We start from the raw sequence: 11,747 nt of genomic DNA on the forward strand, positions 1-11,747 counted from the left end.
CCGCCATGAAACTGTCCATTTCCCCGCCCCCCTTTGCGGGCGCGCCCGTGGTGGTACTGATTGCCGGGCTCGGCGGCAGCGGGAGCTACTGGCTGCCTCAGCTCGCCGTGCTGGGGCAGGAGTATCAGGTGGTGTGCTACGACCAGCGGGGCACGGGGAATAACCCGGATACCCTGCCGGAAGACTACACCCTCGCACACATGGCCGACGAGCTCGCACTGGCGTTAGCCGGGGCAGGGATCGCCCGTTACTGCGTGGTCGGCCACGCGCTGGGGGCGCTGGTGGGCCTGCGGCTGGCCATCGATAAGCCCGACGCCCTTACCGCGCTGGTCTGCGTCAACGGCTGGCTGACGCTCAATGCCCATACCCGACGCTGTTTTGACGTTCGCGAACGTCTGCTGCATGCGGGCGGCGCGCAGGCGTGGGTAGAGGCACAGCCCTTGTTCCTCTACCCGGCAGACTGGATGGCCGCCCGCGCCCCGCGGCTGGAGGCCGAGGACGCGCTGGCGCTGGCCCATTTTCAGGGCAAAGCCAATCTGCTGCGCAGGCTGCATGCGCTGAAGCAGGCCGATTTCAGCCGCCACGCTGCACGCGTTCGCTGCCCCGTGCAGATTATCTGTTCCACCGACGATCTGCTGGTGCCGTCCGTCTGTTCTGATGAACTGCACGCCGCACTCCCGCACGCCCGCAAAACGGTCATGCGCCAGGGCGGGCATGCCTGCAACGTGACCGCGCCGGACATCTTTAACACTCTGCTGCTGAACGGGCTTGCCAGCCTGCTGCACAGCCCAGAACCCGCTTTGTAAGGAGTTTGAATGAGCGAAGCCATCACGCCCGCCGCGCTGGAAACGCTGTTTACCGGCGCACGTACCCATAACGGCTGGCTGGATATACCGGTCAGTGACGAGACGCTGCACGAGATTTATGACCTGATGAAATGGGGGCCGACGTCCGCCAACTGCTCCCCGGCGCGCATTGTGTTTGTGCGAAGCCCGGAAGGAAAAGAAAAGCTGCGCCCGGCGCTCTCCAGCGGCAACCTTGAGAAAACGCTCACTGCCCCGGTCACGGCGATTGTCGCCTGGGACAGCGAGTTTTATGAGCGCCTGCCTGAACTGTTCCCGCACGGCGATGCCAGAAGCTGGTTTACCGCAAGCCCCGCGCTGGCGGAAGAGACCGCCTTTCGCAACAGCTCGATGCAGGCCGCGTTCCTGATTTTCGCCTGCCGCGCGCTCGGGCTGGACACCGGGCCGATGTCGGGTTTTGACCGGGAAAAAGTGGACGCGGCCTTTTTCACGGGCACGCTGCTTAAAAGCAATCTGCTGATTAACATCGGCTATGGCGATATGCGCAAAGTTTATGGGCGCTTACCGCGTCTGACCTTCGAAGACGCCTGCGGGCTGGCGTAAATAAGGAGCCATCATGACGACCCTTGATCAACAAACGTTCCGTGATGCCATGGCCTGCGTCGGTGCGGCGGTCAATATCATCACCACCGACGGCCCGGCGGGAATGGCGGGCTTTACCGCAAGCGCGGTATGCAGCGTAACCGATACCCCGCCCACTCTGCTGGTTTGCCTCAACCGCGGCGCGTCGGTCTGGCCGATTTTCAGCGAGAACCGCACCCTGTGCGTTAACACGCTGAGTGCCGGACAGGAGCCTTTATCCAACCTGTTTGGCGGTAAAACGCCGACTGAGGACCGCTTTGCCGCTGCCCGCTGGCAGACGGGGGAGACGGGCTGCCCGCGTCTGGAGGCGGCCCTGGCCTCATTCGACTGCCGCATCAGCCAGGTGGTGAGCGTCGGCACCCACGACATTCTGTTTTGCGACATCGTATCCATCGTACGCCACCCGGCGCCGCAAGGGCTGGTGTGGTTCGACCGCGGCTATCACGCACTTATGCGACCCGCCTGTTAATCCGCATTCAGGAGACAGATCATGTTCGGACTTCCCCACTGGCAGTTGAAATCGACCTCCACAGAAGCAGGCGTGGTCGCGCCGGATGAAAGGCTCCCGCTCGGGCAGACAATGGTGATGGGCGTGCAGCATGCGGTCGCGATGTTTGGTGCGACGGTGCTGATGCCCATGCTGATGGGGCTGGATCCTAACCTCGCCATTTTGATGTCGGGTATGGGTACCCTGCTGTTCTTTTTTGTCACCGGCGGGCGTGTGCCCAGCTATCTGGGCTCCAGCGCCGCCTTCGTTGGAGTGGTCATTGCAGCGACCGGGTTTAACGGTCAGGGTATTAACCCCAACCTGAGCGTGGCCCTCGGCGGCATTATCGCCTGTGGGCTGGTCTATACCCTGACCGGTCTGGTGGTGATCAAAGTCGGCACACGCTGGATCGAGCGGATGATGCCCCCCGTTGTCACCGGGGCGGTGGTGATGGCGATAGGCCTGAACCTCGCGCCGATTGCGGTGAAGAGCGTATCCGGCTCGCCGTTTGAAAGCTGGATGGCGGTGATTACGGTGCTGTGCATCGGCGTGGTGGCGGTCTTTACGCGCGGCATGATCCAGCGGCTGCTGATCCTGGTCGGGCTGATTGCGGCCTGTCTGGTCTACGCGCTGCTGGCGAACGTGTTCGGCCTCGGCAAACCGGTTGATTTCACACTGATTCATCAGGCCGCCTGGTTCGGCATGCCGCACATAACCTCGCCCACCTTTAACGCTCAGGCGATGATGCTCATCGCGCCTGTCGCGGTGATTCTGGTGGCTGAAAACCTGGGCCATTTGAAAGCCGTAGCGGGAATGACCGGCCGCAATATGGACCCGTATATGGGACGGGCGTTTGTGGGAGACGGTCTGGCGACCATGCTCTCCGGCTCGGTCGGCGGCAGCGGCGTGACGACCTACGCGGAAAACATCGGCGTGATGGCAGTGACCAAAGTCTACTCGACGCTGGTCTTCGTGGCGGCGGCGGTGATGGCGATGCTGCTCGGCTTTTCCCCAAAATTCGGCGCATTGATCCACACCATCCCGGCACCCGTGATTGGCGGCGCCTCGATTGTGGTATTTGGTCTTATTGCCGTCGCGGGGGCACGTATCTGGGTGCAGAATCATGTTGATCTGAGCCAGAATGGTAACCTGATCATGGTGGCGGTGACACTGGTGCTGGGGGCGGGTGATTTCGCCCTGACGCTGGGCGGGTTTACGGTAGGCGGGATTGGCACGGCGACCTTCGGCGCGATCCTGCTCAACGCCCTGCTGAGCCGCCGGAAAAGGGATGTACCGCAAGGAAAAGCCATCACCCCTTCCACCTGAAATACGTGCCGCATTCTTGCCGGGTGACGCTACGCTTACCCGGCCTACAATTGGCAAGTAGGCCCGAGCAAGCGAAGCGCCGTCGGGCTAAACGGACAGGGTGCGCGTTGTTAGCTATCTGCCCCTTGTTCAGCGCTCAATCCGGCAGTCGCCTTACGTCGTTTTTTTAACTTCAACTCGCTCACCAGCACCCCGGCGATAATAAATGCCGCGCCCACCAGCGCCAGCAGCGGCAGACGCTCCCCGGCGAGTCGCCCGAAAATACCCGCCCACACCGGTTCACCGGTGTAAATGACCGTCGCCCGTGTCGGGGATACGCTGCGCTGCGCCCAGTTCATGGTAACCTGGATAATGGCGCTGAAAATGCCCAGCCCCAGCGCCACGACGATAAGCCCGGTAGACATCGGCGGGACGGACTCCCCTGCCGGCACCATCGTCGCGAACGCCACCAGCGACGCGGTGGCAAGCTGCACCACCGTCACCCGCTTGACGTCCACTTTTCCTGCCCAGGCGCTAATCAGAATAATTTCTGCCGCAATGGCGACGGCCCCCACCAGAGTGATGATCTCCCCCGGCCCCAGCGCCAGCAGATTATTTTCCGGCCCGGCTAATAAAATAAGGCCGATGAACGCCAGCACGATGCCAATGCACGACATCAGGCCCGGCATTCTGCCGAGGCACAGCCACTGCAACAGCGGCACCAGCGGTACGTACATGGCGGTGATGAAGGCGGATTTACTGCTGGAGATAGACTGGAGCCCCCACGTTTGCAGGCTGTAACCCATGGCAATCGCCACGCCAATGGCGACACCCGCTTTAAGCTCTCTCAGGGTCAATCCGCGCAGGGTTTTCAGTGAAATAAGCGCCACGGCAACCGCAGCTGTTGCAAAACGCAGCCCTACAAAGAAAAACGGATCGCTCATCGTGACCGCGTACTGAACGGCAAGAAAGGTTCCGCCCCAGAACATGGTGATCAAAATCAGGATGGCTTCCTGAGGCTTAATGGAGAAGGTAAAACGGGAAACGGACATGGGACACCAGCACGAAGAATCAATCCTGTAGTGTGCGATGCCTTTGATGACAGTTCAATGTAGCAGACATAAAAAAACCGCCGGGAAACCCGGCGGCAGAGAGTTAACCCGGCGTACTACTTGTTGCTGCCGTGGCTATTTTTACCCCCTTTTTTACCAGCCTCTGATGCGCGCTGAGGGTCGTTTTTAAAGTTGCCCCCGCTAGACTGGCCACCTTTACGACCTGCTTCTGATGCTCTTTCACGGTCTTCAGCGAAATTACCTGAACCACCACGATGGTTTGCCATCTCTAACCTCCAGAGTGTGAAACATTAGACATCATATTGCATTCAGTAAAAGAGGATTCTTTCACCTCGCGGCTCAAGGACAGTGCCTTTATCTGTGCCGCGTGAAACTAAGCTTAGTGTAATGCGGCTATCCGGCAAGCGAGAGGTAATATTCTGCAACATGATCTCAGCCTTTCGTATGAAATATTGAGGAAGTCATTCATAAGCCATTCTTATATTTTGAAAAATCCGCGCCGCGAAAGTTGTTTCATTTTGCTACAAAGCACGTAACGAAAAGATATTGTTATATATCAAAGAAATGCCGTTCATTTTTGCAGTCTGGCTGTGATGTCATATCTTTAAAGGAACGCAGCGATCCGCTGTAAGAAAAACCAACGAGGAGTGATGCAAAATGGCAAAAGTTCTGGTGCTCTATTATTCCATGTATGGACACATTGAAACCATGGCTCACGCAGTAGCAGAAGGCGCAAACAGAGTAGACGGCGTTGAGGTCGTGGTTAAACGCGTACCGGAAACCATGCAGGCGGAAGCCTTCGCCAAAGCCGGGGGGAAAACACAAAACGCCCCGGTCGCCACCCCGCAGGAGCTCGCGGACTATGATGCCATTATCTTCGGCACCCCGACCCGCTTCGGCAATATGTCCGGCCAGATGCGCACCTTCCTCGACCAGACGGGCGGGCTCTGGGCCTCCGGCGCGTTATACGGCAAGCTGGCCAGCGTGTTCAGCTCTACCGGCACGGGCGGCGGCCAGGAGCAGACGATCACTTCCACCTGGACAACGCTTGCGCATCATGGGATGGTCATTGTGCCGATTGGCTACGGCGCGCAGGAACTGTTTGATGTCTCCCAGGTCCGTGGTGGTACGCCCTATGGCGCAACAACGATTGCCGGTGGGGATGGTTCACGTCAGCCAAGCAATGAAGAACTTTCAATCGCCCGCTATCAGGGTGAATACGTCGCGGGTCTTGCCAAAAAACTGAACGGCTAACCTAACAGGAGGACAAGTATGCCAACTCAAGAATCCAAAGCTCACCACGTGGGCGAATGGGCAAGTTTACGCAATACCTCTCCGGAGATTGCCGAAGCCATCTTTGAAGTCGCCAATTATGACGAAAAGCTGGCTGAACAGATTTGGGAAGAAGGCAACGATGAAGTGCTGGTTCGCGCCTTCAAAAAAACCGACAAAGACTCGCTGTTCTGGGGCGAGCAAACCATCGAACGTAAAAACGTCTGAACGTTCCCCCCGCCCACGCGGGGGGTTATTTTCTATTTCGCCGCGTTATCCATCACCGCATTGAATTTATCGACAGGACAGAAGCCGTTGCCATCCACCGGACAGCCCTTCAGCTCCAGCGTCACGCGCTGCGAAGGGGATTGCAGCGACAGTACGCTGGCGTTACGCAGCTGATCTGAACTCTGGTAAACATACTCAATTTTCATCAGCTCCTGGTTAGTGTTTTTATCATGCCAGCGCTGGAAGACAATTTTACCGCCAATCGGGGTTCTTTCCTGCTGGTCGTGCAGCTGATAAGGCCTGAAGTCCAGCGCGGTCAGCAGCGAGGCGATGTTAGAGTCGTGCCCTACCAGCAGGGTGATTTTTGGCGCTTTTGCCTGGTCGGTCACCAGCGCTTTATCAATGTACTTCACCAGCGGTTTAGCCACGTTCTGCGCCACCTCCGTCGACGTAAACAGCGAGTCCTGATAGCCGTTTTTCAGCTTCGACAGCACGCGCCACTGCTGATCGGTTTTGATTTCCCCCCAGGCAACCTGGTCTGTCGGGAAGCCTTCGTAATACTGTAGCGTGAAAGCATCTACCAGCGAGTTACCCACCTTCAGCGGCCCGGAGACGCCCGGCTCTTTTTCATAATCGGCGCTGAACGTATCTTTCGCCTCCGTCAGGGAGCAGACTTTTTTCTCCTTGCAGGACGGCGAGTCGCTGTAGTTTGTCAGCTTTTCCAGCAGTTTGTAGCTTTCATCCAGCTGCATTTTCTGCCGTTCCGTCTCCATCGCTTTCAGCGCTTTCTCGCGAAACTCAGGGGAGTTATCGGTAATGACCGGATTGAAGGTGGGGTCCATGGTGCCCATTTTTTCCTGGTGATGCACAGGAACATCGCACCCGGGGAACGCGCCGGTGATAAAGAACTGCGCGGTCGCCACGGTGCGCTGGAGGCTGTTGGCGTAGGCATAGACGGTATCCGCTGGCGGGCATTCACCCGTCTTCACCATCCCCTGCTCTGCCAGCCACTCGCGCATATAGTGACCCATATACACTTCCAGTACGCCACCTTTGGTGGTGAGCTGTCCACCCGGGACGTCCCACTCCGGCCACTGCTTCGGCGTGGACTGCTCCAGCACGCTGCCGTTATTGGCAAGCGGCGCGCGCAGGTTGTGGCGGCTCATGATGAGCACCTGTTCCAGCTGATAGCCATCCGGCGTGTCCTGTGCCTGCGCCCCAAACGTCACTGAAAGCGTTCCTGCCACGGCGACAGCGAGTAGTGCTTTTCTCATCCCTTTTTCCTCATGCGTTTTTATCGTTACGCTGAGTGTGACAGACTGGTGACCGTTTTTTCGGGAAGCATTTCTCAAACTGATGAATACGTTCAGATGCTGATGCCGGTGACGATGCCGACATACAGCGCCGCCCATGCGCAGGCTGACAGCAGGCTAACGACGTAAACCTTCATCGCGCTCATCCTGAGCATGCCGGCCGCCAGCGGCACGATATAACGCAGCACCGCCAGGAAACGCGACGTGAACAGCGCGACTACGCCGTTCTTTTGCAGCTGATGCTGTACCCGCAGAATCTTATCGGCATGTTTTGCGGTGAGGCGTGACACCAGCCGGGTATGCCCCATCAGCTGGCCGATATGGTAATTCAGCACCGAACCTGCCGTAGCGCCCATCACCACCGCCAGCCACGTCATTCCGGGATGCAGACTCGACTGGCTGACGGCGATCCCCGCCATCAGCATGACCGATGCGGGCGGCAGCACCGAGGAGACCAGCACCGTCGATTTACTCAACGCCATAACAACGAGCAGCGCGAACAGATGCGTCGGATAATGCGCAAAATGATCCAGCAGCGTGTCCAGCCATGCCATTTTACTCTCTCCGGTAACAAATGAATTCTCCATTTAAAAAGAAAACAGTTAAATAAAACCTCAACATGCGTTTAATACTATTCATTTAAACCGTTCTTCAACATTATTAAAATTCCTCAGCAGCAGTTTTAAATAAGCGTATTATCCCTCTCGTTTTACAACGATCTCGTTATGGCGAGGCTCCTGTACAAATAAACGTTATCGCTCTGGTGGGTTCGAGAGAACCGGCACAGGGTAAAACAGGCACTGTCGAATCAAGGCTTTGTCAGTATAACTTCCCTTGCGGGATACGGTGTACAGTGCTGAACCCAGGACGTGGGGATCTCCTTTCCGACATGCCCTGTCTTGCTCGCCCCTGAGAGATTTTATTATTCAAAGGGAATTTGCTATGTCTTACGCTATTCACAACCAAAACCTGGCTTTCAATGACAGCGCCATCGCGCAATATATGAATACCGATTTTATCGTTATTGATATTTCATTATGCGTGGCTCTGGCACGCGAGCAGTTCTTTGAAAAATTAAAAGATGATGATATTCCGTCGCATATTTTTATCGAAGATAACGGTCGCCTCGCGGGTTTGATCGCCGTACGCAAATTGTTGCAGGCCACCGACACCGTGCAGCCCGTTAAGGGGTTGATGATATCGGATTTTATTCAGCTCAAACCGGAAGATGAGCGGGCGGATGTCGCCGGGCTGCTGGCGCATGCGGGTGCGGATGTAGTGCCGGTGGTGACCCACGGCAAGCTGGTGGGCTGCCTTACCGAGCGTGAAATCGCCCATCTGCTGGAAGATGACGTTACTGAAGATGCCCAGCTTCAGGGGGCGACGCTGCCGCTGGAGAAGCCCTATCTGGAAACCAGCGCCTTCAGCCTGTGGAAGAAACGCTCCGTCTGGCTGCTGCTGCTGTTTGTCGCGGAAGCGTATACCAGCTCGGTGATCCAGCATTTTGAAGAGGCGCTGGAATCCGCCATTGCGCTGGCGTTCTTTATTCCGCTGCTGATTGGCACCGGCGGAAACAGCGGGACGCAGATCACCTCGACGCTGGTGCGCGCCATGGCGCTGGGTGAAGTCCACCTTCGCGATGTGGGTCGCGTGCTGCGCAAAGAGATCAGCACCTCGTTAATGATTGCCGCCACGCTGGGTCTGGCGGGCTGCGTTCGCGCCTGGATGATGGGTATTGGGATGGAAATCACGCTCATCGTCAGCCTGACGCTGGTCTGCATTACGCTGTGGAGCGCCATCGTCTCGTCGGTGATCCCGATGGTACTGAAACGCTGCAAAATCGATCCGGCGGTGGTCTCCGCACCGTTTATCGCCACGCTAATCGACGGGACCGGGCTGATTATCTACTTCAAAATCGCGCAGTATACGCTGGGGCTGGAATAACGAAAAAACCCTGCGATATTGCTATCGCAGGGTTTTCGAATTTGGCGGAAGCGTAGAGATTCGAACTCTAGAACCCTTTCGGGTCGCCGGTTTTCAAGACCGGTGCCTTCAACCGCTCGGCCACGCTTCCAAAGTGAGGCGCACTATAAACATCTCTGAGCATGATGTAAAGCACGAATTTGCATAACATTACACGTCTTCCGTCCTCCCCTTCCGTCCCGCTGATTTCTTCGCCATCGACTGGCTAAAATGTAAACATTTATTTTTACATTCATAACGTTTATTAGATTCGCGGGTGGTCATTTAGACTCTTTTTCGCACAACACTCATTAACCGTAGATCACTGCGTTAAGAGATAGCCATGACTTTATTTAACGACGATTATGAATTTTTTATTTATCAGTGATAACTATTACCTTTGCCATGGTGTATCAAGCTCCCTGACATCAACCCATTTGATTCGCGATGACGCGGATATTCACGATCTTGATGGGGTCGATCAGGCGATGGATTTTATCATTGCGATTGAACAGGATAAGTTACGCAATAAAACCATTCGGCAGGTCAAAAAAGTTAAGCGTGATTACATTGTCCTGATGCATGAGATAGAAGCCAACCGCGCAGTGAGAATCGATAATATTATCTATTCGTCGATGCATTTTACTGCTCACCCTTTTCAGCAGCTGATGCGCTTTTACCGGGCGCTCAGAACACACTCCTTTACGCGACGAGAATATGACGTGCTGAAGCTGTTTCATTTGGAAAACCATGAGATCGCGAAAAAGCTGCAATTGTCACAAAAAACGACCAGCACCTACCGCGTGAGGATCCTCGAGAAATTAAATATGCGCTCAAAAAACATTCTGGCGATGACCCGTGTAAAATCGGCGATCGTCGATTAAAAGCTGTAACATTTTGCCTTGCCACGGAAAAACCGGGCCGTCACGTTTCGCCCTGAGGGGGTTTGGCTGGCGCGGTATACCAGTTCTCTTTGGCAACCATCACGCTGCCCTCTGGCTGCATAACAAAATTCGGGGACATGATCTGCACGTTAAATTCGTTAAACACATCCTGTATCTGGCTATGCAGTTCATTGCGGGCAACCGCGAGGGACTGATCGGGCAGCAGGCGGACCTGCAATTCGTAAGCGATATACCAGTCCATTAACCCTAACTGGCGCACCAGCGGCGGCTCGGAAAGGTCAATCCCTTTTGCCCGTTTCGCGGCCAGCTCCAGCATGGCATGCACCTGACGCCATGGGGTGTCATAACCGATAGTGACGCTGACCGTCAGATTGAGGCTGCCATCGGGCTGTAGCGCGCTCAGGTTGGTGATCTTACCGCTCACCACCACCGCGTTGGGCACGGTAACGACATAATTTTCCCGGGTAATAATTTTGGTCGCCAGCATGCCAATTTCACTGACCTTACCTTCGTTATCCGCCACCCGAATGACATCGCCTTTACGCAGTGCGCGGGAGTAAATCAGGACCAGACCGCTCATGGCATGGTTCATCACCCCTGCCGAACCCAGCGTTAACATCAGTCCAAAGAAGACGCTAATACCTTTAAACGCCAGCGAGTTTGCACCGGGAAGAAACGGCCAGGCGGCGGAGAGAGCAAATAGCCAGACGGCAACGGAAATGAGCTTACGGGTAGCCCCCACGGTTTCCGGATGTACGCCGGGAAGTTGCAGACGACCAGCCTCCACCTGATTCAGCACCATCTTAAGAAGCTTCAGAATAAAAGCGGTAATGAGGAAAATGATCAGAACAATCGTCAGCCCCGGCAAGGCCGAGACAATCGCCAGGGCGATTTGCTGCACCACGCGAAGCGTCCAGTCTCCCAGCGACGTGCCCCACACCCGCGTCCACGGAAACAGACTGAATGCCCAGCTCAGCCAGACGTAAAAGCCGATCAACCCCAGCAGGAACATCAGCAAGGCGTAAAGCCGAATCTCAATGGCGCCAATGTACCGCCGCCAGCTTTGCGGCACCCGGCTGCGATTCTCCACAATACGCCGACGGTAGACGCGCCGGAACCAGCGCCAGGATCGCCACGCGCCGTAGCAGAGCAGCAACAGCGCCAGCAGGCCAGCGGCAGCTTTTACCGTCGACAGCGCCAGCCAGCCGGAATCGTATTGATCGCGCAGCGCCATTCTCTGTGCTTCCATGCGCGCCAGCACGCGCTGTGCGGCCTGATCGAGGGTAAGATCGTCCCCTTCGTCCAAATCCCCTTCCGTCAGCAGCATCACAGGTTTACCGTTCATCACTATCAGCCGTCCCTGCTGGTTATAGCGGGTCACGGGGACGATGCTGAGCGGCTCACGCACATCCGCCTCGGTAAAATTGCGCAGGGTGTTGCGGATGCGTAAAACGCGCTCTTCCGGCGTGGTCAGGCCAAATTTCGCCTGTAGCATGACGATGGGCTGATGGAAGATATAGACCGTTCGGGCGCGCTCCTGCTCCGTAGGCGCCTGGCGGGGCTCTGCGGCATACGATGAGAAGGCGCTCAGGGCGGCAAAACAGAACGCAAACGCGAGCAGGATCTTTTTCATCCTCACTCCCCCAGGTCAGAAATCTTGTTATTTTTCAGGCAACCCGCGAATGCCAGGTGGGTATGTTGAGAATAGTCCAGCCTTTCGTTTCTGCAACAAGCGACGGTGAGCGTGTTGCTCTCAA

At 56.4% G+C, this 11,747-nt stretch carries 13 protein-coding genes, 1 tRNA gene and 1 riboswitch; of the genes, 8 read left to right on the forward strand and 6 right to left on the reverse strand.

Annotated elements, in window-relative coordinates:
• Positions 1 to 5 precede the first annotated feature (5 nt).
• Genes rutD through rutG form a run of 4 tightly spaced genes read left to right on the forward strand, consistent with a single transcriptional unit; the run spans position 6 to position 3,258 of the window.
• On the forward strand, positions 6 to 806 hold the full coding sequence (gene rutD, locus AM329_RS08980; protein WP_023324430.1) for a pyrimidine utilization protein D: 801 nt from the start codon (positions 6 to 8) through the stop codon (positions 804 to 806).
• A 9-nt stretch (positions 807 to 815) separates the two neighbouring features.
• A complete protein-coding gene (locus tag AM329_RS08985; protein WP_032608978.1) occupies positions 816 to 1,406 on the forward strand; it encodes a malonic semialdehyde reductase in 591 nt (196 codons plus the stop codon).
• Positions 1,407 to 1,419: 13 nt separating this feature from the next.
• On the forward strand, positions 1,420 to 1,914 hold the full coding sequence (gene rutF / locus AM329_RS08990; protein ID WP_032608977.1) for an NADH-dependent FMN reductase RutF: 495 nt from the start codon (positions 1,420 to 1,422) through the stop codon (positions 1,912 to 1,914).
• A 21-nt stretch (positions 1,915 to 1,935) separates the two neighbouring features.
• Complete coding sequence (gene rutG, locus AM329_RS08995) at positions 1,936 to 3,258, forward strand: pyrimidine utilization transport protein G (protein WP_003858104.1); 1,323 nt, start codon at positions 1,936 to 1,938, stop codon at positions 3,256 to 3,258.
• A gap of 110 nt (positions 3,259 to 3,368) precedes the next feature.
• Here the strand turns inward: rutG and AM329_RS09000 are convergent, their stop codons facing one another.
• Entirely contained in the window at positions 3,369 to 4,289 is a 921-nt protein-coding gene (locus tag AM329_RS09000) for a DMT family transporter (RefSeq protein ID WP_003858106.1), read from the reverse strand.
• A 116-nt stretch (positions 4,290 to 4,405) separates the two neighbouring features.
• Entirely contained in the window at positions 4,406 to 4,576 is a 171-nt protein-coding gene (locus tag AM329_RS09005) for a general stress protein (protein WP_001273664.1), read from the reverse strand.
• Between the two features lie 391 nt (positions 4,577 to 4,967).
• Between AM329_RS09005 and wrbA the strand changes: the two genes are divergently transcribed.
• Both wrbA and AM329_RS09015 read left to right on the forward strand, forming a co-directional pair.
• Entirely contained in the window at positions 4,968 to 5,564 is a 597-nt protein-coding gene (wrbA, locus tag AM329_RS09010) for an NAD(P)H:quinone oxidoreductase (RefSeq protein ID WP_006809323.1), read from the forward strand.
• Between the two features lie 18 nt (positions 5,565 to 5,582).
• Positions 5,583 to 5,810 carry a YccJ family protein gene (locus AM329_RS09015; protein WP_003858110.1) on the forward strand — a complete coding sequence of 76 codons (228 nt, stop codon included), beginning with the start codon at positions 5,583 to 5,585 and terminating at the stop codon, positions 5,808 to 5,810.
• A gap of 32 nt (positions 5,811 to 5,842) precedes the next feature.
• On the opposite strand, the gene agp is transcribed toward AM329_RS09015, so the two are convergent.
• Entirely contained in the window at positions 5,843 to 7,084 is a 1,242-nt protein-coding gene (gene agp, locus AM329_RS09020; RefSeq protein WP_032608976.1) for a bifunctional glucose-1-phosphatase/inositol phosphatase, read from the reverse strand.
• A gap of 92 nt (positions 7,085 to 7,176) precedes the next feature.
• On the reverse strand, positions 7,177 to 7,677 hold the full coding sequence (locus tag AM329_RS09025) for a DedA family protein (RefSeq protein WP_003858113.1): 501 nt from the start codon (positions 7,675 to 7,677) through the stop codon (positions 7,177 to 7,179).
• A gap of 158 nt (positions 7,678 to 7,835) precedes the next feature.
• Positions 7,836 to 8,005: riboswitch (M-box (ykoK) riboswitch) on the forward strand.
• A gap of 60 nt (positions 8,006 to 8,065) precedes the next feature.
• On the opposite strand from AM329_RS09025, the gene AM329_RS09030 reads away from it, so the two are divergent.
• Positions 8,066 to 9,067 carry a magnesium transporter gene (locus AM329_RS09030; RefSeq protein WP_015570882.1) on the forward strand — a complete coding sequence of 334 codons (1,002 nt, stop codon included), beginning with the start codon at positions 8,066 to 8,068 and terminating at the stop codon, positions 9,065 to 9,067.
• A gap of 42 nt (positions 9,068 to 9,109) precedes the next feature.
• Here AM329_RS09030 and AM329_RS09035 read toward each other — a convergent pair.
• Positions 9,110 to 9,197 (reverse strand) — tRNA-Ser (locus AM329_RS09035).
• A 253-nt stretch (positions 9,198 to 9,450) separates the two neighbouring features.
• Between AM329_RS09035 and AM329_RS09040 the strand changes: the two genes are divergently transcribed.
• A complete protein-coding gene (locus tag AM329_RS09040; protein WP_003858117.1) occupies positions 9,451 to 9,969 on the forward strand; it encodes a LuxR C-terminal-related transcriptional regulator in 519 nt (172 codons plus the stop codon).
• A 40-nt stretch (positions 9,970 to 10,009) separates the two neighbouring features.
• On the opposite strand, the gene AM329_RS09045 is transcribed toward AM329_RS09040, so the two are convergent.
• Positions 10,010 to 11,623 (reverse strand): mechanosensitive ion channel family protein, encoded by a 1,614-nt coding sequence (locus tag AM329_RS09045; protein WP_032608975.1) that lies wholly within the window; start codon positions 11,621 to 11,623, stop codon positions 10,010 to 10,012.
• Positions 11,624 to 11,747: the final 124 nt, after the last annotated feature.

The sequence above is a fragment of the Enterobacter cloacae complex sp. AR_0002 genome (genome assembly GCF_001922365.1).
Classification (GTDB): Bacteria; Pseudomonadota; Gammaproteobacteria; order Enterobacterales; family Enterobacteriaceae; genus Enterobacter; species Enterobacter hormaechei_C.

Coding starts and splice junctions, on each gene's coding strand:
- AM329_RS09005 (WP_001273664.1), bottom strand. CDS start 4,576: ATGGCAAACCATCGTGGTGGTTCAGGTAATTTCGCTGAAGACCGTGAA.
- wrbA (WP_006809323.1), top strand. CDS start 4,968: ATGGCAAAAGTTCTGGTGCTCTATTATTCCATGTATGGACACATTGAA.
- rutD (WP_023324430.1), top strand. CDS start 6: ATGAAACTGTCCATTTCCCCGCCCCCCTTTGCGGGCGCGCCCGTGGTG.
- AM329_RS09015 (WP_003858110.1), top strand. CDS start 5,583: ATGCCAACTCAAGAATCCAAAGCTCACCACGTGGGCGAATGGGCAAGT.
- rutF (WP_032608977.1), top strand. CDS start 1,420: ATGACGACCCTTGATCAACAAACGTTCCGTGATGCCATGGCCTGCGTC.
- AM329_RS09000 (WP_003858106.1), bottom strand. CDS start 4,289: ATGTCCGTTTCCCGTTTTACCTTCTCCATTAAGCCTCAGGAAGCCATC.
- AM329_RS09045 (WP_032608975.1), bottom strand. CDS start 11,623: ATGAAAAAGATCCTGCTCGCGTTTGCGTTCTGTTTTGCCGCCCTGAGC.
- AM329_RS09025 (WP_003858113.1), bottom strand. CDS start 7,677: ATGGCATGGCTGGACACGCTGCTGGATCATTTTGCGCATTATCCGACG.
- AM329_RS09040 (WP_003858117.1), top strand. CDS start 9,451: ATGAATTTTTTATTTATCAGTGATAACTATTACCTTTGCCATGGTGTA.
- AM329_RS08985 (WP_032608978.1), top strand. CDS start 816: ATGAGCGAAGCCATCACGCCCGCCGCGCTGGAAACGCTGTTTACCGGC.
- agp (WP_032608976.1), bottom strand. CDS start 7,084: ATGAGAAAAGCACTACTCGCTGTCGCCGTGGCAGGAACGCTTTCAGTG.
- AM329_RS09030 (WP_015570882.1), top strand. CDS start 8,066: ATGTCTTACGCTATTCACAACCAAAACCTGGCTTTCAATGACAGCGCC.
- rutG (WP_003858104.1), top strand. CDS start 1,936: ATGTTCGGACTTCCCCACTGGCAGTTGAAATCGACCTCCACAGAAGCA.